Here is a 23810-nt window from a genome sequence, read left to right as displayed (position 1 = left end):
GTCGCGCTCCCAGGAGTGGGTGAAGACGTGGCAAATCGGGTTGGGGGCCCGCTCAGATGACGCCCGGAATCGCCCGAATCACCCCGACACGGGCGTCGCCGCCGAGCACCGCCACCGCCGCGAGTTCGGTGTGGGTATCGGTCCAGTCAATTCCGAGTCTTCGCAGGACAGCGAGGGTTAACGGCATTCTCGCGCGGTCGGAACCGTCGCTGATTTTGTAGGCGAAAGCGCGTCCGTCGGGCAACGCGCCCGCATGCACACCGTCGGCACCAATCTTGCTAAACAGGCCGGGCGTGGCCGACATCGCAAGAAAATCGGGACCTCGCGTGCCCGAAATCACTCGCGGATTCGCTCGCACGGCGTCAGCGATGCGGCGTGGCGGGTCGCCGGGCGTGGCGGTGGTGAACTCGGCGAAGGTGCGCGCGAGGTTGGCAAGCGAGACGGGCACGATCGGCAGGCCACAGCCGTCGATGCCCAAATCGGTTTCGGGCTCGCCGGTGACGTCGGCGATGGTCGAAGCGATCGCTTGCTGAAGTGGATGGTCGATTTCGAGGTAGCCGGTGGTCGGCCAGTCGTTGATGACGCAGGTCGCGAGCATGGCGGCGTGCTTGCCTGAGCAGTTCATGTACACGCGGCTCGGGCCGGAACCGGTGATGGCTTTGGCGCGCGCGGTGTCGTCGAAGGGCAGGTCGGGCGGACAGGCGAGGTCGTGAATGGTGAAGCCGTAGCGGTCGAGCAGGCGGATAACCAACGCGACGTGGTCGGGTTCGCCAAAGTGTGACGCGGTTGCGATGGCGAGTTCGTCGTCGTCGACGGGGTCGAAGCCGTTGCGCAGCAGGGCCAGTGCCTGCAACGGCTTGTTGGTCGACCTTGGGAAGATGGGGGTGTGAACTTCGCCCAGCTCAATGATGGTTTCGCCGTCGGCGTCGATGACGATCACCGACCCGCGATGCACGCATTCGCGAAACCCCGAACGGACCACCTCGACCAGTTCGACGCTCATCAGCTGACCCGCACAGTGGTTGGCTGATTGCGCTTCGCGTGGCGCGCGATTTGCATTTCGACGTCGGGGGAGATGGTTGGCTCCTCGGTGCGCAGGCGCTCGAGCAGGGCGGGGTCGGCGCCGGTGAACAGGTCGCGAACAGTGATGCCGTGGGCGGGGGTGTAGACGATGTTCACCTCGTCGCCCGCGCCGATCGTTCCTTCGGTCAGTACCCGGAAATAGGCACCTGTATCAGCTTGCAGCGTGAATCGTTTGACCCACTGCGGCTGGCCGGTCCATTGCTGAAATGTTGAACAAGGAACGCGCGGGGCGCTGACCTCAAGCAGCGTGTCGCCGATGGCCCAGCGTGCGCCGAGCACGGCATCGCTGACCGGCAGCCCGGAGACGCGCAGGTTCTCACCGAACCAGCCTGGCGGGATTTCACGGTCGATTTGGCTCGCCCAGTTCGCGGCGTCTTCGGCGGCGTAGGCGTAGACGGCCTGGTGAACGCCGCCGTGATGGGCGGTGTCGCACACGTGGTCGCCTGCCAGGCCGAGTGACGACACCGCGACGCGACCGGCGACGGGCCGCTTATCGATGGCGGTTCGGCCGACCTTGGTGCGCACCTCAACCTCGGCGGCGACGACGCAAACAGCGTCAACGCGACCGGTTGCCACGGCGCTCATGACCGACCGCGCAGCCGGTCGATGGCCGCCCGTCCGGCCTGCGGGGTGTCGTCGGACGGCACTGAATCGGGGTCGATCGCGGCGGCCATGCTGCCGACGACCAGTTCCGTATTGGCAGGAACCGACCGCTTCACCAACGCGAGCGCGATCGGACCGAGTTCGAAGTGGTCGATGACGGTGCCGACGCGACCAACCGTGCGACCGCCAGCGGTGACGTCGGCGCCGGTTTCGGGCCGCTCGTCAGCCGAGCCGTCGAGGTGCAGCAGCACCAGGTTGCGCGGCGGTTTGCCAAGGTTGTGCACCCGCGCGACGGTCTCTTGACCGCGATAACAGCCCTTGTTGAGATGGACCGCGCCGCGCTCTTCAACGCCGCCGATCCAGCGGGCCTCGTGCGGGATGGTTCGTTCGTCGGTGTCGACGCCGATGCGCGGCTGACCGGCGGCAACACGCAACGCCTCGTACGCCCACATGCCAGCGGGCACGGCACCGGCCGCGGTGAGTTTCGACCACCATTCGGGTAGCTGTGCGCGGGGAACGATGAGGTCGAACGAGTCGTCGGTTGGCGAAGGCATGCGGCGCAGGAAGCCGCCTGCGGGCAGCGCGACCGCCTCGTAGGTATCGGGGAGCGCGACGCCGAGAACGTCGACGAGCGTGGCGACCTGTGGGCCGAGCAGGGTGAGCAGTGCGTAGTCGGGCGCGTTCTCCGGCTTCGCATCGGCCCAAAAGACCATTTTGGCAAGGAACGCAACAAGATCAGGGCCGCGCGCGCCCTCGGTGTCGAGCCACAGGGTGCCGTCGAGATCGGTGACGACGAAGTGGTTGAGCACGCGACCGTTGAGGTCGAGGTCGAGGCTTTCGGCGGTCTGGCCGTCGGCGAGGTTGGCGATGTGCTGGCTGGAGATGGTGTGCAGCCAGCTGAGGCGCTCTTTGCCGGTGATAGTTGCGAGGTGGCGGTGGCTGCGATCAACGACCGCGACCCGGTTGACCGCCGCTTTTTGCTCGCCGAAGGGGTCGCCGTAATGCCAAGCCACAGTGGCATCGGGACTGCCCGGAGCGCCCGCGACAGCACCCGGAGTTAAGAGAACAGGACTGGGGGCGACGTCGGTCGACACACACCCACTGTAAGCCGCCATCGTCAATCGCGCCGCAACCGGGTGCGTTTGACGGGGTAAGTCCGTCGCGTCGCACCCCAACACCGCACATCACAATCAAATAACGCATACCCTCATCGACATGGGAGAACGGGTTCTTGTGACACTCGACGGCGCGCTCGCTGATGCGAACGCGCCGTTGCTTTATGCCGATGACATCGGAGCGCTGCGCGGTGACGGCGTTTTCGAAACGATCCTGGTGCGCGACGGGGTCGCCACCGCACTGGAATATCACCTCGCGCGGCTACGTCGGTCGGCGCAAGCGTTGGAATTGCCCGAACCCGAACTGGGAAAGTGGCGTTCGGCGGTTGAGCGTGCCGTCAAAGAATGGGGTGCCGACGAAGAAGGCGTCCTTCGACTGATTTACACGCGCGGACGCGATAGCGAATTCGACGCTCCGCCAAGCGAATTGGTGCCAATGACACCAACGCCGTCGGCGTATGTGCTGGTCTCGCCGGTGCCCGCGCGCGTCGCGACCGCGCGCACCGACGGCGTCAAGGTGATGACGCTCGCGCGCGGCATCTCGATCGATTTAGCCCAGGCCGCGCCCTGGCAGCTGCTCGGTGCGAAAACTCTTTCGTACGCGACGAATATGGCCGCGCTGCGTTTCGCCAAACGCATGGGCAACGATGATGTGATTTTCCACAGCACGGAAAATCGGGTTTTGGAAGGCCCACGTTCCACTGTGGTGATCGCGCGTGGCAAACAACTGATCACTCCGCCCGCGCGCAATGGCGTGTTGCCCGGGGTAACTCAACGTTCGCTCTATGATGTGGCGAAGAAGGCTGGCTGGAAATGCGACTATCAGTCGCTGTTCACCGCGGATCTCTTCGATTGCGATAGCATTTGGTTGCTCTCCAGCGTCACCTTGGCCGCCCGGGTGAGTCATTTGGACGGAATTCGCCTGTCAGCGCCGGAAAATGCCGAAGAGATCGTCGCGATGGTCGATAAGGGCATCGCATCGAGTGGCGCGCTCGGGGACTGGCAGAGCACGTAGTCGCGGTCGGGGCACGGGTGGGCGTGCCCCTGCGGCCCGCAAAAGGATTGTGTTACCGAATCGTTCAGCTATCTCCCAGCATGTCGTGTCCGTGATCACTGTTGTTCCAACCGGGTAAAGGCGTAGCATCTACTACGACTTGTCGTAGTCTCCGGCTGGAGGTCGAATGAGTACGCTCGACATGGCTCTGAACACCGTTGACGTCTCGCGGTGGCAGTTCGGTATCACCACCGTCTACCACTACATTTTCGTTCCGCTCACCATCGGGCTCGCGCCCCTAGTCGCGATCATGCAGACGTGCTGTCACGTCACCGGCAAAGATTCCTGGCTGCGGCTCACCAAGTTCTTCGGCAAACTGCTGCTCATCAACTTCGCCATCGGCGTCGCGACCGGCATCGTCTTCGAGTTCCAGTTCGGTATGAACTGGAGTCAATATTCGCGCTACGTCGGCGACGTTTTCGGCGCTCCACTCGCCCTTGAAGCACTGATCGCCTTCTTCATGGAATCGGTGTTCCTAGGCATCTGGATCTTCGGCTGGGGTCGCCTGCCAAAGAAGGTGCACCTCGCGACGATCTGGTTTGTCGCCGTCGGCGTCAACGTGTCGGCCTACTTCATCCTCGCCGCCAACTCGTTCATGCAGCACCCCGTCGGTGCCCGCTTCAACCCCGAAAAGAAGCGCGCTGAACTCGACAGCATCTTCGCCCTGCTCACCAACAGCACCAATATCGTCGCGTTCTCCCACGTCGTCGCGGCCGCGTTCCTCACCGCGAGCACGTTCGTCGTCGCGATCGCTGGTTGGTGGATGGTGCGTGAGGCGCGCGGGGGCTCGCCGGAGAAACGCGAAGTCGCGCGTAGCCTTTGGCGTCCGGGGCTGCGGCTCGGGCTGTTGGTTGTGCTGATCGCGGGCATCGGTGTTGCGCTGACGGGCGACATCCAGGGCAAGGTGATGTTCGACCAGCAGCCAATGAAGATGGCATCGGCCGAATCGCTTTGCCAGACAGAGGAAAACCCGAAATTCTCGGTGCTCACCATCGGTACGCACAACAACTGCCAAAGCGTCACTCACCTGCTTGAAGTGCCATACGTGCTTGGTTTCCTCGCCAAAGGCACCTTCGGCGACGTGACGCTGCAAGGCGTCGAAAACCTGCAACAGTCCTACGTCGACCAATACGGGCCGGGCAATTACTCGCCCAACCTGTTCGTCACCTACTGGTCGTTCCGCATGATGATCGGGCTGGCGATCGGCTCGGCGCTGCTCTTCTTCGCCGGTTACTGGGTCACGCGAAAGAATCGCGTGGCTTACCAGAAGTGGTTCTCCTACCTGTGTCTCATCGCGTTGCCGACACCCTTCCTCGCCAACAGCGCGGGCTGGGTCTTCACTGAAATGGGTCGTCAGCCTTGGGTTGTCGTGCCTAACCGCACCGGCGACGGGATGATCCACCTCAGAGTCGAAGAAGGTGTCTCGCCGCATCAACCGGGCACCGTGCTGTTCTCCCTGATCGCGTTCACGCTGCTTTACAGCTTCCTCGCCGCCATCTGGTTCTACCTGCTGCGCCGCTACACGCTCGCCGGGCCGGAAGGCGCGATGGCGCATCACATCGAGCCAGATAACAACCCCAACGGACCCGACACCGGCAGGCATCGCAAGCCAGATGGCCCGACCGATCAGGACGATCAACTGTCCTTCGCTTACTAGGAGACGATGGGAATGCAGCAAACCTGGTTCGTTCTGATCGCGATCTTGTTCACCGGTTACTTCGTGCTTGAGGGTTTCGACTTCGGTGTCGGGATGCTGATGCCGATCATCGGACACGGCTCGAACCTGCGAAAACGCGTGCTACTCAACACGATTGGCCCGGTGTGGGATGGCAATGAAGTCTGGTTGATCACCGCGGGCGGCACACTGTTCGCCGCGTTCCCCGAGTGGTACGCCAGCATGTTTTCCGGCTTCTACCTCGCGCTGCTGCTCTTGCTTTTCTCGCTGATCCTGCGGGTCTGTGCGATCGAATACCGCGGCAAGATCAACGACCCGAAGTGGCGGCAATGGGCTGACGTCGGCATTTACATCGGTTCGTACGTGCCCGCGTTGGCCTGGGGTTGGGTGTTCGCCAACCTCGTGCGCGGCGTTCCGCTCGGGCCCGACAAGTACATCACCGGGTCCGTGAGCAGCCTGCTCAGCCCGTACGCGCTGCTCGGCGCGTTGGCGACCTGCTCGCTCTTCCTGTTCCAAGGCGCGGTGTATTTGACGCTCAAGACCTCGGGCGAAGTGCGCGATAGCGCGATGCGGATCGTGAAGATCCTGATCGTGCCGACGGCGCTGATCCTTGGTGGGTTCGCGCTATGGACCCAGATCGCCTACGGCAAGGGATGGACGTGGGCGATGGTCGCCGTCGCGGTGCTCGGCCTGGTCGTCGCGTTCGCGGCTAACGCGGCGGGGCGCGACGGGTGGGCGTTCGTCGGATCATCGACCACTGTCGTCGGCGCTTCGGTGCTGCTGTTCGGGTCGCTTTTCCCGAACGTGATGCCGTCGACGATCAACCCCGACTACAGCCTCACCCTCTACAACGCGTCGTCGGGCCACTACACGCTGGTCGTGATGTTCGTCGCCGTCGCGATCTTCTTCCCGTTCGTGCTGATCTACCAAGGGTGGGCGTACTGGGTGTTCCGCGGGCGCATCGGCGAAAAGATGATCCCACCGAACACCGGTCTTCCGCCCATGCTCACCCAACTGAAAGGCTGAGTCCGATGGCGTCTCGCCCCGTCGATCCTCGGCTGTGGCGGTACGCCCGCTCAGCCCGACCACACCTGGTCATCGCCGTCGCGCTCGCGTTGGTGATCACCTGTTCGATCGTGGTCACGGCGCTGATGATTGGCCGAGTGCTTGCCGGGGTCATCACCGACCCCGGCAAGCGCTCGTTTGCCGCATGGACTGTCGAATTGACTGTTCTCGCTTTGGCTTTGGTCGCGCGGGTTGTCGCTAGTTGGTGGCAGGCGCGGTTGGCGCATCGCGCGGGCGACCGGGCCGTTGCTGAGTTGGAGAACGCGGCGTTGCGAGCGGGCGCGTCGCTGCCGCCACGCGAATCGGCTTCGCGCCGAACCGAAATCGCCGTTGTTGTTGGCAACGGGCTCGCCGGGCTGCGCGGGTGGTTCACCGGGTATCTGCCCGCGCTGCTGTTGGCGTGTCTCGCTCCGCCGATCGTGCTGATTGTGATCGCTTTTCATGATCTGACCTCGGCGTTGATCGCGGTGGTCACGGTGCCGTTGATCCCGGTCTTCATGGTGTTGATTGGGTTGCTGACGCAGGGGAAGTCGGCGGCGACGCTGGCAGCGACTACGCGGTTGTCGGATCAACTACTCGACCTGTTCGCCGGAATGCCCACGTTGCGCGCGCTGGGGCGCGAGGGCGGGGACCGGTCGATGGTGGATCAGGTTCGGACGCTTGGCAATTCGCTACGGGTGAAGACCATGGCGGCGTTGCGTATCGCGTTTCTTTCATCGATGGTGCTTGAGTCGCTTGCGACGTTGAGCGTCGCGTTGATCGCCGTCGCGATTGGGATGCGGCTCGTTTATGGGGAGATGACGCTGTATGCGGGGCTTGTCGCATTGATTCTCGCGCCCGAGGTTTACTGGCCGTTTCGGCAGGTGGGGGAGAAGTTTCACGCCGCGCAGGATGGGATGGCGGCGGGGGAGAAGGCGTTCGCGGTGCTTGAGTCGGTGCCGGTTCGCACGGCGGGCACGGCTGCGGCCGGGGTGGGGGTTGTTGAGCTTGTCGGGGTGAGCGTTGTTGATCGAAGTGGTTGCGCTCCTTTCGAATTGGATGCGGTGTTCGCGCCAGGGAAGGTCACGGTGTTGACCGGGGCGAATGGGGTGGGGAAGTCGACGGTGTTGGCCGCGATTCTTGGCCTCACCTCGGTTGACGCGGGGTCTGTCTTGATTGACGGGGTGGCCGTGAGCGAGCTTGATCCCGAATCGTGGTACCGGCAGGTCGCGTGGTTGCCGCAGCGGCCGGTGTTGGTACCGGGGACGTTGCGGGACAATGTTGAACTGCTCGGCGGGAAGGTGCATGTTGCTGAGTTGATGTGTGCCGCAACGGGATTCGATGCTGTCTTGGACTCGCTGCCTGACCGGTGGGAGACGGTGGTTGGGCTTGGAGGAGTGGGGCTTTCGCTGGGTGAGCGTCAGCGATTGGCGTTGACGCGGGTGCTCGCTTCCGGCCGGCCGGTTTTGTTGCTTGACGAGCCGACGGCGCATTTGGATGCGCGCAGTGAGCAGCGGGTGTTGACGACGTTGCGTGATCTGGCGCGCGGGGGTGCGACGGTGGTTGTTGTTGGGCATCGGCCGAGCGTGATTGCGGCGGGGGATGTGGTTGTTGAGGTGCGGAGGAGTTCGGCAGGGGTCGCTTTGGAGCCCGAGCTTGCGGCGGGGCCTGGTGGCGGCGTTGTGGCCGGACTTCTGGACGCAAGCGATGAGGTGAGGGTCTGATGCTCGGCTGTCAGATGGGCGCGGGGGCTTCGGAACGCAAGCCATGGGGTGAAGGTCTGATGCCCGGCTGTCGGGCCTGTGCGGCGGCTTTGGAAGGGGAGTGCGCATCATGAAAGTGGCTGTTAGTCAGACGGATTCGGTGTCGGCTGACGTGCGGGGGATGTGGCGGCTGTTGCAGCTTTCGCCGGGACGGGTCGCTATTGCGATCGCGTGGGGGGTGGCCGCGCTGGGGAGCGGGCTGGCGTTGGCGGCGCTTGCCGCGTGGTTGATCGCGCGGGCGTGGGGGATGCCGCCAGTACTCGACCTGAGTATTGCGGTGGTTCTTGTTCGGGCACTTGGCATTTCGCGCGGGGTGTGCCGTTACCTGGAGCGGCTCGCGACGCATGATGTTGCGTTGCGGGCGATGAATTCGGCTCGGGTGCAGGTGTATTCGACGTTGGCACGCGCGGATATTTGGTGGTGGAGGGATCGAGGGGAGGGTGTAAACGGGGACGGTGCGTTGGGGCGCGGGTCGCGGGACGGTGCGAATGGGCCGCGCGGCGGCGTCGGTGCGGCGGCCGACGGGGGAGGGGCGCGGATTGGCGCGGCATGCGTGGACGGAGCGCGGGGCAGTCGCGGTGCGGGCGCCGAGGGTGAGGCGCGAGGTGGGGACGGTGCGCCGCTGGGGGGCGGGCGCGGGATGCGGGATGGTGCGCGCGGTGGCGTCGGTGCGGCGGGCGACGGGGCGGAGACGCGGATCGGCGTGGCCGGAGCGCGGGACGGGTGCGGTGCTGGCGGTACGGACGAGGCGCGCGGTGGCGGCCCGGACGGCGACGGTTCGGGGGCGCAGGTTGGCTCCATTCCGTCGGGGCGCCGCGATGGGCGGACTGCGGGTTCGTCGCGACAGGGGTGGCGGGGAGATGCGGACGGCGGGGCGCGGGAGATGCGGGCTGGGGATTTGTTGGTTCGGGTGGGGGCCGATATTGATGATCTGGGGGCCGTTGTTGTTCGGACGTTTGTTCCCGTTGCGGTCGCGGTTGTGCTCGCTGTTGCGGCCGTTGGGTTGATTGGGAGCATTTCCGTTGTCGCCGGGGTTGTGCTCGCTGGGGCGCTCGTTGTCGCGGGGATTCTCGGGCCGTGGCTGTCCGCCTATGCCGCGCGGGTTTCCGAGCGCGCCGTTCGGGTTGAGCGGGGGGAGTTCACCGCGCGGGCATTAACGGTGCTCGATCACGCTGCCGAATTGCGGGTCGCGGGACGGTTGGATGCGGCGCTCGCGTCAGCCGACGACGCTTCGCGAGCGGCTCTCGTTGCTGAGGACCGGGCGGCGTCGCGGAGCGCGTGGGCGGCGGCCGCTGGCCCATTTGCCCTGGGCGTCAGCGCTTTTGGCGCGCTGCTTGTCGGGATCGCGATCTATGGGCCGACCGGTGGCGAGGCCGGCGGGATGACGCCGATGGCGTTGGCGATTCTGGTGCTCGTGCCGCTGTCGGCATTCGAAGCGGTCGGCGCGCTGCCTGCGGCGGCGACCACCTTCACGACTTCACGCGCGGCCTATCACCGGTTGATGTCGCTGGTACCGAGCGCGGACTCCGGGCAACGGCGAGCGGTCGGCGACGCGGTGAGCGTGCCGTTGGCGGTGCGCGCGGGCTTGGGTGACGGTCGGGCGGACAGCGACGATGCGGACGCGTCGGCTGCTGCGGCGTCGGCCGACATGGTCGATCGGACATCGCCGGACTCAGGACCAGAGGGCAAGCGCGTTGCGGTTGTTGGGGCCAGTGGGGCTGGGAAGACCACGCTGCTTATGGAATGGGCCGGGCTGCGTGGTGTGCCGAAGCCCGGGGTCACGTTTTTTGCTGAAGACGCGCATCTGTTCACTACGTCGGTGCTTGAGAATTTGCGGGTCGCGCGGGGGGACCTCGCTGCCGACGAAGCTGTTGACGCGCTCAACGCCGTTGGGCTCGGGGAATGGCTCGACTCGCTCGAAGCGGGCGTGCACACCGTGCTCAGCGGCGGTGCGGATGCGGTTTCCGGCGGGCAGCGCAGGCGGATCCTGCTCGCCCGCGCGCTCATCTCGCCAGCGCGGACGCTGCTGCTCGACGAGCCGACTGAACACCTCGACGCGACCGAAGGCGACGCGCTGCTGCGCGCGCTGCTCGATGTCGACAGCGGACTGGTCGCGCCGGAACGCACGGTGGTTGTGGTCACTCATCAACTGCCAACCGACCATCGCGCCGACGAAGTTATCACCGTTGTCGCAGGTCAAAGCGGCAAAGAAAATGCGTTGCGAGCGCTCACCGCGCCCAGCTAGATTCCTCAGTACACAAGAGAGGAGGTGATCCGACGAATGTATGTTCAACGGATGAGTGAGGTGGCTGCTAGCTAGCAGCTATATCCAAGCAGTCACCCGACCCCCGAGCCCCCGGCAGATCCAACCGGGTTCGCCTAGCGAAAAAGGCTCGGGGGTCGCTGCTTTTTAACCGATGTAGCGCTGCAACCGGGCCGACAACCGCGGGATGAGTTCGCCGTCAGCGTCGACTCGTTCCTCAACGTAGGCCAGGTCGCCGTCTTCGACGATGCCGTACAACCGCTTCGCGCCGCCGACAACCGCGCCGGACTGGCTGCGAATCACCACGTCGGTGGCCAATTCCCACGACGACTGATTGCGCGCCTTGCCGTAGTACAGCTCGATGACGCCGTTCGCGTGGGTGAGCAGCAGCTCAAGCATCTCGTCTTCGGTGCCCTCTTTCGCGACGCGCCAATAGCCGCTTTCGCGCAGGTCGGGGCCAACGTAGTTGCCGTCGGCGTCGAGCTTCCAGATCTGGGATTCCCAAATCAGGAACGGGCCGCCGTCGTGGGAGACGATGATTTGCTGACCGAAGCGGTAGTCGCCGTCATTGGGGTCTGCGGAGTCATGACCCTCACCTTCGCCGCGCCACACGCCGACAAGCGGCAGCAGGGCCAGCATGTCGTGGTTAAGGTCGGGACCTTCACGCAGGTTGGCGGTCTGTTCGGGCACGGGAAGACCAGGCAGGACCGGAATGTTCCGGGCGCCGGTTTCCTTAGCTCGCTCGGCGGCGACGTTTACCGCTTCATCGCCACTGCGCCGCTCTTCAGCCGGGGTGTTGCTCGCTTGCTCGGCCGAAGACGAATCCCCGGCGCTGCTCATGACTCGGTGAAGAGACGGTAGAAGACGTAAAGGCCGAACCAGCCGATAAGAATCGACACGGCCACCAGGAGGAGTTCGAAGAAGAGGACCACGTGGCGAAGTCTAGCGACTCAAAGACACGGATAGGCAAACGGCCCCGGCAGTTCCGCGCACGGAACTACCAGGGCCGTTGCGCCTGATCGGTCAGGGCTCGGAGGCGGCAGCTTGCGTCACCACGCAGAGCCCCCGATCAGGCGCTGATGCATATTGAGAGGTTACTACTTCGCGACCTCGACGTCGACGGTGTGGATACCGGCGCCCTCGGGCTTGACCTCAGCCGAGCCGTTGCCCGACGAGCTCAGTGCGCGCAGGGTCCACGAACCCGGCGCGGCGAAGAAGCGGAAGTCACCGGTGCCCGAGGCAACGACCTCAGCGGTGAAATCACCATTGCCGTCGAGCAGACGCACGAACGCGCCGCCAACGGGCTGGCCTTCAGCGTTCAGGACACGGCCGGTGATGACCGTTTCCTTCTCCACGTCGACGCCCGCCGGGATGGCCTGACCCTGGGTAGGTGCTGCACACATATTTGATTACGCTCCCAACTCGATAGGTGCACCGACGAGGGAACCGTACTCGGTCCAGCTGCCGTCGTAGTTCTTGACGTTGTTGTGGCCGAGCAGTTCCTGCAGCACAAACCAGGTGTGGCTGGAACGCTCGCCGATGCGGCAGTAGGCGATGGTTTCCTTCTCGCCGTCCAGGCCGGCTTCCTTGTAGAGCTCGGCGAGCTCTTCGTCGGAACGGAAGGTGCCGTCTTCGTTCGCGGCCTTGCTCCACGGCACGTTGATCGCGCTGGGGATGTGGCCGGGACGCTGCGACTGCTCCTGCGGCAGGTGCGCGGGCGCGAGGATCTTGCCCGAGAACTCGTCAGGGCTACGCACGTCGACCAGGTTCTTGGTGCCGATGGCGGCGATGACCTCGTCGCGGAAGGCGCGGATGCTCAGGTCGGGTGCGGCGGCCTTGTACTGGGTCGCCGGACGCGAAACGGCGTCGCGCGACAGCGGACGACCGTCGAGTTCCCACTTCTTGCGGCCACCGTCGAGCAGCTTCACGTCGTTGTGGCCGTAAAGCTTGAAGTACCAGTACGCGTATGCGGCGAACCAGTTGTTGTTGCCGCCGTAGAGCACGACGGTGTCGTCGTTGCTGATACCGCGAGCCGAGAGCAGGTCGGAGAACTGCTCCTGGTTGACGAAGTCGCGACGAACCTGATCCTGCAGGTCGTTCTTCCAGTCCAGGCGGACGGCGCCTTCGATGTGGCCACCCTCGTAGGCGGAGGTGTCCTCGTCGACCTCGACGAAGACGACGCCGGGGGCGTTGAGGTTCTCTTCGGCCCAGTCAACGGAGACCAGGACATCGGAGCGAGCCATGTTGTTCCTTTCAGAGATGACTTGCAGGAGGGTCAGTTTGGTGCCGGGACAGAGTGCCGGAGGCGAGCCACCAGCGGATAAATCTGGCAGCCCAGGCACACCCCGAACGCGGCGTTCAAAAACGCTGCGAACAGGGCGAAGCCGGCGAACACCGCGCCGACGATCGGGGAGCCGAGCACAAAGCCCAGCAGGGAGACGGTCGCGAACACGAAGCCGAGCGCTTGGGCGAAACGCAGCGGCGGGATGGGTTCGGTTTCCGTAGGCGGGCCGACGCGAGGCGCGACAAGCGCCTTGTAGATCAGCCCATAGGGGTGGTTGACCGGGCCGCGAAGCGCGCCGATCGCGAAAACGACGGCTTGAATGCCAATCAGAATCGCGGCGAGCGTCGTAGAAAACGCGGCGACAACAAGGACAGCCACCAGCACGCCGGTCGTTATCCACGCGACGAAGCGCGGACCGCGAACATCGACTTGCGTCGGTTTCGAGGTGATGGTCATGAGGCAATGCTCCTGCGCTGAGGTGAGTCAGTTGACTTGGACTTAGTTCGCTGGGGGTTTAAATCACACGCAAACGAACTTCAGCTGCGCGGTTGGGACACGTCTCAACAAGAGGCGAGAGCGGGCCAACCGATTAGCGGCACAGGCAGCAACAACCGCCGAGGCGACACAGGTCAACTGTGCGGCGTCGGGTGAGCATGAGCTCGTGGCTGGATTGCACGAGAGGTAGTTTACCCGGTCCGAGCGGACAATGGGCAAGCCCCCTCCCACATCAAGCGGTGAGTGGGGTTAACGCCGAACGCAGGTCGGTGGCTTTCGGCACGCCGGAGATGCGGAAGCGTTCGGTCGCGTTGTCGTCGAAGACGAACGTCGTCGGTAGGGAAAGCACGTTGAGCTCGCGGGCGAGGTCGGGGTTGGCGTCGATGTCGACCTCGATGTCGCGTGGCGGGCGCGCGGTGTCGCCCAGTTCGGCGGTCACCGCGGCGACAACGCGTTGCACGGCGGCGCACGGGCCACACCAGTCGGCCGAGAAGTGCAGCACGGCGGGGGCCGTTCCGTCGATGCCCGCCTCGCTGAGCAGCTGGGTTCGCGTCGATGACGTGGGTTGCAGCGTGTCAGCGGCCTTGATACGACCCTGATTGCGACGCAGGAGCAGGCCAACCGCGATCGCGACGGCGATCACCGCTAGCAGAATCGCGAGTTCGATCATGGTTGCCGCAATCGGTCGAGGTCGATGGTGACGTTCCTGCCAATCCCTTCAACGATGATCTGACCACCCTTTGCCTCAACATGGGTGGGTGCGATGCCGAAGGGCAACTCTTTCGTGTCGATCGTGCGGCTGAAGCGCGCGAGGACAGCGGCGCGGTCGGCTTCGGCGATGTCGATCTTGGTCGACGTTGCCGGGGTATCGGCGGTGGTCGTCGCGTCGTTGTAGAAACGGGTGGCTTCGATGCGGATTTTGTCGCCGTCGAGGGACAAATCGGCCTCTACCTGCACCGGAACACGCGTGACATTGCCCACTGGTGTGACGCCCGGCGGGTAGATGCGACCGTTGGGCGCGATCGGCAACGTGCCCTTAAGTACGTGCACGCCGGAGGTCGTTACGCCCGAACCGCCGGAGCCGCCGGTGCCGTCAGACTTGTCGGCGGGCGGGCCGAGCACCTGCAAATCGGGGATGCCGAAAAGGCGACCAAGTTCGGTGGGTTCGATGGCCATTTTCGCGTCGATTGACTCGACGACAACCGAACGAGCCGACCCGTCGAGCAGGCGACTAGTCGGGACATGGAGTCCCGAAAGTGTTGCCTCAAGCGCGATCTCACCCGGGATGTCGGGGCGCATGCTGCGGGCGCGAATCGTCACGTCGTCGTAACGGCCAGCCGTGGCCTGTGCGAAGAACGGAAAGCCGTGAAAGGTGACTTCCGGGTCGGCCGACAGCTCGGCGCCAGCTCGTAGCTGACGCGACACGTGGTACTCCGAGTACGCGGCGGCGCCGAAATCGATCACCACCGCCAAACCGGCCAGGCAAAGCAGCCCGATGATCAGCTTGCGCATAGGGCAACTGTATCGACGCCCAACGAGTTAGAGCCAAGTGCGCCCCATGTAACGAGGTAGTGGCGCCGCACAGGCTAATGTTGCACACGACTTACCTGTGTTTCGGCGACGTAGCTCTTTCCGCGGCTGCGTGCGTCCGCGGAGCTACGAGATAGGAGGAGAGCCCAATGGAGCTGCTCCTACTGACCTCCGACCCCAACCCCGATGTGGTGTTGCCGTCGTTGACCCTGCTCGCGCACAACGTGCGCCCCGCTCCGACTGAGGTTTCCTCATTGCTTGAGGCTGGGAGTGCCGATGTCGCGCTAGTTGACGCGCGCATCGACCTCGCCGCCGCGCGTGGTTTGTGCAGGCTGCTTGGCAGTACCGGATCGTCGGTGCCCGTGGTCGCGGTGCTGACCGAAGGTGGCCTTGTCGCGGTGAACGCCGACTGGGGTCTCGATGACATCCTGCTCCCCGGCACCGGCCCGGCCGAGTTGGACGCGCGACTGCGTCTGCTCGTCGGCCGCAACGGTGGCGTCGCGAGCCCGGAGAATACCGGCAAGATCACGCTCGGTGAGCTTGTGATCGACGAGGGCACCTACACCGCCCGCCTGCGTGGTCGTCCGCTTGACCTCACCTACAAGGAGTTCGAGCTCCTCAAGTACCTCGCCCAGCACGCGGGTCGGGTTTTCACCCGCGCTCAGCTGCTGCAAGAGGTGTGGGGATACGACTTCTTCGGCGGTACGCGCACGGTCGACGTGCACGTTCGGCGGCTGCGCGCCAAGCTCGGCAGCGAGTACGAATCGCTCATCGGCACCGTGCGCAACGTCGGCTACAAGGCGGTTCGTCCGGCGCGGTCGGCCGCGGCGAAGACTGAGACGGTCACGTTCGTCGACCCCGATGTTGAGCATGACGCGCCGGTTGGTCCGCTGAACGGCGCGCTGTAGGTCCGAGTTATGTGCGCGGCGCGGTCAACGCTGGCGCTCGCGTGGCCTATCGACGTACCGTCGGACGTTCTCCCCGCCAGACCTTGGAGCGATGATGACCGACGCGGCAACCCTGACCTGGCTCGACGCGCTCGACGCCGATCGTGCCGCGAAGGTGCGCGCGCTCCTCGATCGAGCACGCTCGGCTGACGGCGTCGCTTCGGTTTCCGAGCAGGCCGTGCTGTCGTTGGCAACGGCCGAGCCCGGCGTCGCGCATCTGCTCGCCGAACACGACGGCGACGTGGTCGGCTACGCGAATCTTGTTGCGGCACATGGTGATCACCCCGCGATGGCCGAGGTCGCTGTCGACCCGGCCGCGCGCGACAACGGACTCGGCGCTTCGCTTGTCGACGCCGCGCTGACCAAAGGTGGCGCGGGTGCTCGCGTATGGGCGCATGGCGATCGACCTGCGGCGAAGGCGGTGGCTGGCAAGCTCGGTCTGACGACAGCGCGCGAGCTTTGGCAGATGCGTCGACCACTAGCAAACAATGAGCTACCTGACGTGGACGTTCCCGCTGACGTCCTTCTTCGCACCTACGCGGGTCCAGCCGACGACGCCGAACTGCTGCGCGTCAACAACGCGGCCTTCTCCTGGCACCCCGAACAGGGCGGATGGACCGAACGCGACATCGCCGTTCGACGTGACGAGTCCTGGTTCGACCCGGCTGGCTTATTCCTCGCCTTCGACGCCGCAAACCCGACCCAGTTGCTCGGCTTCCACTGGACGAAAGCCCATCCCGACGCCGCGCCCGCTGGCGAGGTGTACGTGGTCGGCATCGACCCCGCCGCGCAGGGTAGGGGGCTTGGCAAGTTACTGACGCTCGTCGGGCTGCATCACCTGCGCGACGCCGGACTCACCGAGGTTCTGCTCTATACCGAGGCCGACAACACCGCGGCGGTCGCGACATATACCAAGCTCGGGTTCGCGCCCGCCCACATTGACGTCGCGTACACGCGTCAATGAGCTAACTCACACCAACTGGCAACTGCCGAGTAAAACTGCGGCAAAGCGCCCATTCGCGGCCCGTTTAGCGCCGGGGTGTTCATTTCCCGTTAACCGACGTCGGGCCAACTGTCAACCGGAGAACCTTACGTTACTTCTGGGCGGCACAGCTGTCGCCTTCTCGCCCGGGCCGGTGAGGGACCGAGCGAGTAGCCAGCAATGTCGGAGGAACAGTGAACTTGAAGCGCACCAGCGCCATCGTCGGCATCTTTGCCGCGGGCGCCATGACCCTGACCGCCTGTGGTAGCGACAACAACACCACCAGCGGCGACACCGCCGCCAACACCAGCGTCGCGTGCGGTGGCAAGAAGGCGCTCAAGGCATCGGGTGCCTCGTCGCAGAAGAACGCCATGGAGCGTTTCGTCGCCGCGTACGAGCAGAACTGCGACGGCTACACCCTCAACTACACCTCATCGGGTTCGGGCGCTGGCGTCAACGACTTCACCGGTAACCAGACCGACTTCGGTGGTTCGGACTCGCCGCTGAGCGAGAAGAAGGGTGAGGTCGCCAAGGCCGCCGAGCGTTGCGCGAGCCCGGCGTGGAACCTGCCGACCGTCTTCGGCCCGATCGCCATCACCTACAACGTCGACGGCGTCACCGACCTGGTCCTCGACGGCCCGACCGCCGCCAAGGTGTTCAACGGCTCGGTCACCACCTGGGACGCGCCCGAGATCAAGGCGCTCAACCCCAACGCCAAGCTCCCCTCGGACAAGATCGCCGTGATCTTCCGCTCCGACGAGTCGGGCACCACTGACAACTTCCAGCTCTACCTCGACGCCGCGTCTGACGGCGCGTGGGGCAAGGGCGCGGGCAAGTCGTTCGCCGGCGGTGTCGGTGAGGGTGCCAAGGGCAACGAGGGCACATCGGCCGCGGTGAAGTCGACCAAGAACTCGATCACCTACAACGAGTGGTCCTTCGCGAAGGCTCAGGGCCTTTCGATCTCGCAGATCATCACCTCGGCGAGCAAGGACCCGGTCAAGCTCACCGCCGAGTCGGCCGGTAAGTCGATCGACGGCGTCAAGATCAAGGGCCAGGGCAACGACCTCGTCCTCGACACCAGCTCGTTCTACAAGCCGACCACCGCGGGTGCCTACCCGATCGTCATGGCGACCTACGAGATCGTGTGCAGCAAGTACGCCGATGCCGACACCAGCAAGGCCGTCAAGGCGTTCCTGACCTCGGTCGTCACCAACGGCCAGGCCGGTCTCGCCGACGCGGGCTACGTGCCGCTGCCCGACGCGTTCAAGACCAAGCTGACCACCGCGGTCAACGCCATCTCCTGATCGCGGCGATGAAATGACCATGCACCCTGAGGTGGCCGCCGCCGGACCAGCGAATTCGCCGGTCCGGCGGGTGGCCGGAGATACTGCGCATATGCCGACTGAACCGAACACCGACCCGGCCCCGGCCGGAGTGCGTCACGGCCGTCGCGACTCGGCGGAAACGATCTTCCGTTGGCTCGCTACGGCGGCGGGCGCGACGATCGTCGCCGCGATCGCGCTGATCGCGCTGTTCCTGTTGATCCGCGCGGTGCCTTCACTCAGGGCTGACGAGGTCAACTTCTTCACCAGCGCCGACTTCATCACCAACGACGCGAACCACCTGCGCTTCGGCATCCGTGACCTGTTTATGGTCACGGTGCTGAGCGCGGTGTTCGCGCTCGTTATCGCGGTGCCGATCGGCGTCGGTGTTGCGCTGTTCCTCACCCAGTACGCGCCAAAGCAGCTGGCTAAGCCGTTCACGATGCTGGTCGACCTCCTCGCGGCGGTCCCCTCCATCGTGTTCGGTCTGTGGGGCTTCCTCGTGCTCGCGCCGAAGATCGCGCCGGTGCAGGAGTTTTTGAATAAGAACCTCGGCTGGTTCTTCCTGTTCTCCGACGGCAACGTCTCGATCACCGGCGGCGGCACCATTTTCACCGCGGGCATCGTGCTCGCGGTGATGATCCTGCCGATCATCACGTCGGTGTCGCGTGAAGTCTTCGCGCTCACGCCACGCGCTCACGTCGAAGCCGCGCAAGCGCTCGGCGCGACCAAGTGGGAAGTCGTTCGCATGACCGTGCTGCCATACGGCCGCAGCGGTGTGATCGCCGGTTCGATGCTCGGCCTCGGCCGCGCGCTCGGTGAAACCATCGCGGTGCTCGTCGTGCTGCGTACCGCACCGATTCCCGGCGAATGGTCGCTGTTCGACGGCGGCTACACCTTCGCTTCCAAGATCGCCTCGGCCGCGTCTGAGTTCTCCCAGCCGCTGCCGACCGGTGCCTACATCGCGGCGGGCTTCGTGCTCTTCGCACTCACCTTCATCGTCAACGCGCTCGCTCGCTTGGCGTCCGGTGGAAGGGTCAACGGCTGATGTCCGCGTCAAACCTGCTCGACCGTCCGGTCAAGGCACCCACGTTCCGTCAGCTCAGCACCGCGCGTCGCATCAAGAACAACCTCGCGTCGGCGCTGGTGTGGCTCGCGTTTCTGATCGCGCTGATCCCGCTCGGTTGGGTCCTCGGGCTCGTGCTTAGTAAGGGTTTGAGCACCGTCTTGTCTTCGGACTGGTGGCTCAACTCGCAGAAGGGCATCCTGCCTGATCAGACCGGTGGCGGCGTGTATCACGCCATCTACGGCACGATCGTGCAGTCGCTCGTCGCGTCGCTGATCGCGGTGCCGCTTGGCGTGATGGCCGCTGTTTACCTCGTCGAATACGGACGTGGCCGCCTCGCGAAGGTCACCACGTTCATGGTCGACATCCTCGCCGGTGTCCCGTCGATCGTCGCGGCGCTGTTCATCTTCGCGCTGTGGATCGCCACGCTCGGCATGCCGCAAAGCTCGTTCGCGGTGTCGCTCGCGCTGGTGCTGCTGATGCTGCCCGTCGTCGTGCGGTCGAGCGAGGAAATGCTCAAGCTCGTCCCCGATGAGCTGCGCGAAGCGTCCTACGCGCTTGGCGTGCCGAAGTGGAAGACCATCCTGCGGATCGTCATCCCGACCGCGCTGCCCGGCATGATCAGCGGCATCCTGCTTTCCATCGCCCGCGTCATGGGCGAAACCGCGCCGGTGCTCGTGCTCGTCGGCTACTCGAAGTCGATCAACCAGAACATCTTCGACGGCAACATGGCTTCGCTGCCGCTGCTGATCTACCAAGAGCTGGCCAACCCCGAGCCCGCGGGTCGCGCACGAGTCTGGGGTGCGGCGCTCACGCTGATCCTGCTCATCGCGCTGCTCTACGCGGCGGCCGCCGTGGTCAACAAGCTGCTCACCCGGAACCGATAAGAAGCGAAACGGATTACCTCATGGCCAAGCGGATCGACGTCAAAGATCTCAACATCTACTACGGCAAGTTCCACGCCGTGTCGAACGTGGACCTGACGGTGCTGCCGCGCAGCGTCACCGCCTTCATCGGTCCTTCGGGTTGCGGTAAGTCGACCGTGCTGCGTTCGCTCAACCGCATGCACGAGGTCACGCCGAACGCGCGCGTCGAAGGCGCGGTGCTGCTCGACGGCGAAGACATCTACGGTTCGCAGATCGACCCGGTCGGTGTGCGTCGCACGATCGGCATGGTGTTCCAGCGCCCGAACCCGTTCCCGACGATGTCGATTCGCGACAACGTCGTCGCGGGCCTGAAGTTGCAGGGCGTGCGCAACAAGAAGGAACTCGACGAGGTCGCCGAACGCTCGCTGCGTGGCGCGAACCTGTGGAACGAGGTCAAGGACCGTCTCGACAAGCCGGGCGGCGGCCTTTCGGGTGGTCAGCAGCAGCGTCTGTGCATCGCCCGTGCGATCGCGGTTTCGCCCGACGTGCTGCTCATGGACGAGCCGTGTTCGGCGCTTGACCCCATCTCGACCCTGGCGATCGAAGACCTGATCACTGAACTCAAGAAGGAGTTCACGATCGTCATCGTCACGCACAACATGCAGCAGGCGGCGCGCGTGAGCGACCAGACCGGCTTCTTCAACCTGGAAGCCCAGGGCAAGCCGGGTCGACTGGTCGAGATCGACGACACCGAGCGCATCTTCTCGAACCCGACGCAGCGGGCGACCGAGGACTACATCTCGGGCCGCTTCGGATAAAGGTCTCATCAGCGCGAAAGCCGCCGTAACTCCTTGAGTCACGGCGGCTTTCGCGTTTCTCTTACAGCGCCTCTTCGGTGGGCAGCACGCCCGTCACGAGGAAGATCACGCGTCGGCCAATCTCAACCGCGTGGTCGGCGAAGCGCTCGTAGTAGCGGCCAAGCAGCGTCACGTCGACGGCTGCGGCTACGCCGTGCTTCCAGTCGCGGTCCATCAGCAGCGTGAACAGGTGCTGGTGGAGGTCGTCCATCGCCTCGTCGTCCTGGTCGAGCTGGGCGGCTCGGGCAGGGTCGCGGGTTTCGAGCACCTCTTTCGCGCCAGCACCCATGCTGACCGCGATGCGGCCCATCTCAGCGAAGTACCCGTTGACGGCCTCGGGCAGCACGTGTGCCGGATGACGGCGACGCGCGGCCTTGGCGACATGCAGCGCGAGCGCGCCCATCCGGTTGACATCGCCGACGATCTGAATCGCACTAACCACCTGACGCAGGTCGCCAGCGACGGGCGCCTGCAAGGCGAGCAGCGCGAACGCCTTCTCCTCGGCCTCGGCGATCATGATCGAAATGCGATCCTGCTCGCTGATGACCTGTTCGGCGAGCGCAAGGTCGGCTTGCAGCAGCGACTGCGTTGCCCGTTCCATCGCGTGACCGGCCAGACCAGCCATTTCACCCAAGAGATTGGCAAGGTCGGCCATTTGCTCGTTGTAAATCACACGCATAAATGCAGACCCTAGTGGGTGGCGGCGAGTGCTGTCACCCAACTCCAGGTAAATGCCACATGGCACTGTCGTGCCAGTTCAGCTCACTTACAGGTGTCGTCAGCGGCGTTCATGTGTTCAAGATCAGAAGGCAAGGTAACTGGCGGGCTGCTGTGCGGCGATCCGATCGGTACCGACGGCAGCGCGACGCCAACTTCGGTTGGCGTACGGACCGTGCCAGCGAAGTCGCTGCCGAGCACCAATTCGACGAAAGTGCCGCCCAGATCGCTTGCTTCTTCGAGGCTCGCGCCGGGAATTGACGACGCGACGGTCGCGGCTTCGGCTTCCAAACCGGGGGAGAACCGGACCTTGGAGCTGGAAACAACACCACCGGCGTAGTTGGTCGTTGTGTAAATGCCGAACCCGTAGTTGCTGAGCTTGGTCGCGACGCGAGCGGCGGCACCGGCGGTGCCTGAGGCGTTCGACACCTGCACCGACACCGTCGACGGGGTCACGCCGTAGAGCGTTTTCTTCGCGGGCGGCGGTGCCGTTGTCGAGCTGGTTGCTTCGGGTGCCTTCTTCTCACCAGGCAGCGGCTGGTCTTCGATGACCGCGCGGAAGATGGCCCTGATGTCGGATTCGCGCGGAATCTCGTTGCCGTACGAGGTGGTGCCCGCAGTCGGCACGGTCAAGAACGTGACCGCGCCCGCGTCCATTTTCTGCAACGACCGGCCGAGTAGCAGCAAATCCTGCGGGACGACATTGTCGACGAACGTGTGCTGGGTGAAGGCGTTGATGAAGCCGTTGAGCTTGCCCGGATCAAGCAGCACCTTGCCCGAAAGCGCGCCGCGCAACAGCGAAGCGAGGAAGCGTTGCTGACGGTTGATGCGGTCGTAGTCGCTGCGCTCCTCGCCAACAACGTGACGGGCGCGCACATAGTTGAGCGCGGTCTCGCCGTTCACATGTTGTCGGCCCGATGTCTCAAGGACCGTGCCGAGCACGCCGTCGATGATCGGCTTGGTCGAGCACACGTCGACACCACCGATCTGGTCGACCATCGCTTCGAACCCGGCGAAGTCGACGCCGATGAAGTGGTTGATCTTGAGCCCCGACATTTTGCGCACCACGTCGACGAGGCAGCGCGGGCCGCCGAGCGCGTAGACGGCGTTGAGCTTGTCGCCCATTGCCTGCGGGAAGGTCTGGCTGGTGTACGCGCCCTTGTCGTTGTCCCAGCCGGAACACTTGGGTCGGGTGACGTCGAGGTCGCGTGGGAACGAAACAACGACAACGCGCGAACGGTTCTTCGGGATGTTCACCAGCATCACCGTGTCGGCGCGCGAGCCTTCGGCGTCGTCGGTTGACCCGGCGCCGAGGGTGCTGTTCACGCCAGCGCGCGTGTCGGTGCCGACGATCAGATAGTTCTCGTCACCGAGCTGCATGTCGCCGTCGGAAACGTCGTCCTGGTTGCCGTCGAGCGCGCTGACCTGGGTAAAGCTGTTGCCGGTCGCGCGCAGGTAACTCCACCCGCCACCGGTCGCGACAAGCGCGATCACCGCGAAGAAGGTGAGCGTGACGCGGCCAGCCATCCTTGCCTGCTTGGCGCGCTTATGCGGAATGGTTTGCGGACCGCGCGGGGCGGACTTGACGGGGCGCGCACGGTTGCCGTCGGCGCCGACGATCGGCAGCACCTCGGTTGGCGCGTTCATCGGGTCGTGCGGTTCGACCGGGGTGAAGGCGGTGGTCGCCGTGCGGTCGGCGGGCGACGGTGCGCTTTGGCTGCGCGCGGTGAGGTCGTCGGGACGCGGCGTCGCCTGCGGTGCCTGCTCGCGTGCCCGTCGCGTGGCGCGACCGGAATCGACAGGCGCGGGCGCGGCACCGCGACGGCGACGTGTGCGTTCGCTATCGACCCGATTCACCAGGTCCTGCACGCTGATCGGCGCGGAGTCGCCGGAAGTTTCGGTGTGGCGTGAACGACGGCCAGTTGTCTCGCCTTCAGCTGGTTCGCCAGACGAATAGCGCTCCCAAGGCGCGCGACTGCCTGGCCGGGGCGTAGGCCCGCGCCGATCGTCACCCACCAACGAACCTCACTTCTCATCGACCTGCGCGTATACCCACCCCAGCGAGACCGCAGCGCGAGTACCGCCAATAGTAACGATTGCGCCACGTTGCTGCCGTGTGGGATTACGCGCCCTGGCGAGGGCAA

The 23810-nt window shown here is 64.9% G+C and carries 22 protein-coding genes; 11 read left to right on the top strand and 11 right to left on the bottom strand.

Going from position 1 to position 23810, the window contains the following annotated elements:
• Positions 1-52 precede the first annotated feature (52 nt).
• From IEX78_RS17105 to ygfZ, 3 genes are read right to left on the bottom strand one after another with little or no spacing between them, the layout of a single operon-like run.
• Entirely contained in the window at positions 53-1003 is a 951-nt protein-coding gene (locus tag IEX78_RS17105) for an asparaginase (RefSeq protein ID WP_188829981.1), read from the bottom strand.
• Complete coding sequence (locus tag IEX78_RS17100; RefSeq protein ID WP_188829980.1) at positions 1003-1668, bottom strand: MOSC domain-containing protein; 666 nt, start codon at positions 1666-1668, stop codon at positions 1003-1005. Before IEX78_RS17100 ends, IEX78_RS17105 begins: the two co-directional genes overlap by 1 nt.
• Positions 1665-2801, bottom strand: a complete 1137-nt coding sequence (gene ygfZ, locus IEX78_RS17095) for a CAF17-like 4Fe-4S cluster assembly/insertion protein YgfZ (RefSeq protein ID WP_188829979.1) — start codon at positions 2799-2801, stop codon at positions 1665-1667. The genes IEX78_RS17100 and ygfZ overlap by 4 nt, the downstream gene beginning before the upstream one ends.
• A 100-nt stretch (positions 2802-2901) precedes the next feature.
• Here ygfZ and IEX78_RS17090 point away from each other — a divergent pair, with 100 nt between their 5' ends.
• The 5 genes from IEX78_RS17090 to cydC all read left to right on the top strand — a co-directional run bounded on the left by IEX78_RS17090 (position 2902) and on the right by cydC (position 10582).
• Positions 2902-3816, top strand: a complete 915-nt coding sequence (locus IEX78_RS17090; RefSeq protein WP_188829978.1) for an aminodeoxychorismate lyase — start codon at positions 2902-2904, stop codon at positions 3814-3816.
• A gap of 187 nt (positions 3817-4003) precedes the next feature.
• Positions 4004-5512 carry a cytochrome ubiquinol oxidase subunit I gene (locus IEX78_RS17085; RefSeq protein WP_188830257.1) on the top strand — a complete coding sequence of 503 codons (1509 nt, stop codon included), beginning with the start codon at positions 4004-4006 and terminating at the stop codon, positions 5510-5512.
• A gap of 6 nt (positions 5513-5518) precedes the next feature.
• On the top strand, positions 5519-6556 hold the full coding sequence (gene cydB / locus IEX78_RS17080; RefSeq protein WP_188829977.1) for a cytochrome d ubiquinol oxidase subunit II: 1038 nt from the start codon (positions 5519-5521) through the stop codon (positions 6554-6556).
• Positions 6557-6561: 5 nt separating this feature from the next.
• The gene (cydD, locus tag IEX78_RS17075) at positions 6562-8298 is read left to right on the top strand and encodes a thiol reductant ABC exporter subunit CydD (protein ID WP_188829976.1); all 1737 of its coding nucleotides are present in this window, start codon (positions 6562-6564) and stop codon (positions 8296-8298) included.
• A 160-nt stretch (positions 8299-8458) separates the two neighbouring features.
• Positions 8459-10582: a thiol reductant ABC exporter subunit CydC gene (gene cydC / locus IEX78_RS17065; protein ID WP_229684091.1), complete on the top strand. Its 2124-nt coding sequence runs from the start codon at positions 8459-8461 to the stop codon at positions 10580-10582.
• A 165-nt stretch (positions 10583-10747) separates the two neighbouring features.
• Here cydC and IEX78_RS17060 read toward each other — a convergent pair whose 3' ends face one another.
• The 6 genes from IEX78_RS17060 to IEX78_RS17035 form a co-directional block, all read right to left on the bottom strand.
• Positions 10748-11440 (bottom strand): heme-binding beta-barrel domain-containing protein, encoded by a 693-nt coding sequence (locus tag IEX78_RS17060; RefSeq protein ID WP_188829975.1) that lies wholly within the window; start codon positions 11438-11440, stop codon positions 10748-10750.
• A 257-nt stretch (positions 11441-11697) separates the two neighbouring features.
• Positions 11698-12003 carry a DUF1416 domain-containing protein gene (locus IEX78_RS17055; protein WP_188829974.1) on the bottom strand — a complete coding sequence of 102 codons (306 nt, stop codon included), beginning with the start codon at positions 12001-12003 and terminating at the stop codon, positions 11698-11700.
• A 6-nt stretch (positions 12004-12009) separates the two neighbouring features.
• Positions 12010-12843, bottom strand: coding sequence for a sulfurtransferase (locus tag IEX78_RS17050; RefSeq protein ID WP_188829973.1), 834 nt, complete (start codon positions 12841-12843; stop codon positions 12010-12012).
• A gap of 32 nt (positions 12844-12875) precedes the next feature.
• Complete coding sequence (locus IEX78_RS17045) at positions 12876-13340, bottom strand: DUF4395 domain-containing protein (protein WP_188829972.1); 465 nt, start codon at positions 13338-13340, stop codon at positions 12876-12878.
• Between the two features lie 271 nt (positions 13341-13611).
• Complete coding sequence (locus IEX78_RS17040) at positions 13612-14049, bottom strand: thioredoxin family protein (RefSeq protein WP_188829971.1); 438 nt, start codon at positions 14047-14049, stop codon at positions 13612-13614.
• Entirely contained in the window at positions 14046-14891 is an 846-nt protein-coding gene (locus IEX78_RS17035; protein ID WP_188829970.1) for an LmeA family phospholipid-binding protein, read from the bottom strand. The genes IEX78_RS17040 and IEX78_RS17035 overlap by 4 nt, the downstream gene beginning before the upstream one ends.
• Positions 14892-15058: 167 nt before the next feature.
• On the opposite strand from IEX78_RS17035, the gene IEX78_RS17030 reads away from it, so the two are divergent.
• The 6 genes from IEX78_RS17030 (at position 15059) to pstB (ending at position 20910) form a co-directional block, all read left to right on the top strand.
• Positions 15059-15817, top strand: coding sequence for a winged helix-turn-helix transcriptional regulator (locus IEX78_RS17030; RefSeq protein WP_188829969.1), 759 nt, complete (start codon positions 15059-15061; stop codon positions 15815-15817).
• A 94-nt stretch (positions 15818-15911) separates the two neighbouring features.
• Positions 15912-16820 carry a mycothiol synthase gene (gene mshD / locus IEX78_RS17025; protein ID WP_188829968.1) on the top strand — a complete coding sequence of 303 codons (909 nt, stop codon included), beginning with the start codon at positions 15912-15914 and terminating at the stop codon, positions 16818-16820.
• Between the two features lie 212 nt (positions 16821-17032).
• Positions 17033-18142: a phosphate ABC transporter substrate-binding protein PstS gene (pstS, locus tag IEX78_RS17020; RefSeq protein WP_188829967.1), complete on the top strand. Its 1110-nt coding sequence runs from the start codon at positions 17033-17035 to the stop codon at positions 18140-18142.
• A gap of 91 nt (positions 18143-18233) precedes the next feature.
• Entirely contained in the window at positions 18234-19208 is a 975-nt protein-coding gene (gene pstC, locus IEX78_RS17015; RefSeq protein WP_188829966.1) for a phosphate ABC transporter permease subunit PstC, read from the top strand.
• Positions 19208-20113: a phosphate ABC transporter permease PstA gene (gene pstA, locus IEX78_RS17010; RefSeq protein ID WP_188829965.1), complete on the top strand. Its 906-nt coding sequence runs from the start codon at positions 19208-19210 to the stop codon at positions 20111-20113. Before pstC ends, pstA begins: the two co-directional genes overlap by 1 nt.
• A gap of 20 nt (positions 20114-20133) precedes the next feature.
• On the top strand, positions 20134-20910 hold the full coding sequence (gene pstB, locus IEX78_RS17005; protein WP_188829964.1) for a phosphate ABC transporter ATP-binding protein PstB: 777 nt from the start codon (positions 20134-20136) through the stop codon (positions 20908-20910).
• A gap of 61 nt (positions 20911-20971) precedes the next feature.
• On the opposite strand, the gene phoU is transcribed toward pstB, so the two are convergent.
• Complete coding sequence (gene phoU / locus IEX78_RS17000; protein WP_188829963.1) at positions 20972-21628, bottom strand: phosphate signaling complex protein PhoU; 657 nt, start codon at positions 21626-21628, stop codon at positions 20972-20974.
• An 83-nt stretch (positions 21629-21711) separates the two neighbouring features.
• Positions 21712-23682 carry an LCP family protein gene (locus IEX78_RS16995; protein WP_188829962.1) on the bottom strand — a complete coding sequence of 657 codons (1971 nt, stop codon included), beginning with the start codon at positions 23680-23682 and terminating at the stop codon, positions 21712-21714.
• Positions 23683-23810: the final 128 nt, after the last annotated feature.

This window comes from Nocardia camponoti (assembly GCF_014646135.1).
Taxonomy (GTDB): domain Bacteria; phylum Actinomycetota; class Actinomycetes; order Mycobacteriales; family Mycobacteriaceae; genus Nocardia; species Nocardia camponoti.
This window is presented reverse-complemented; position numbering and strand designations above follow the sequence as displayed.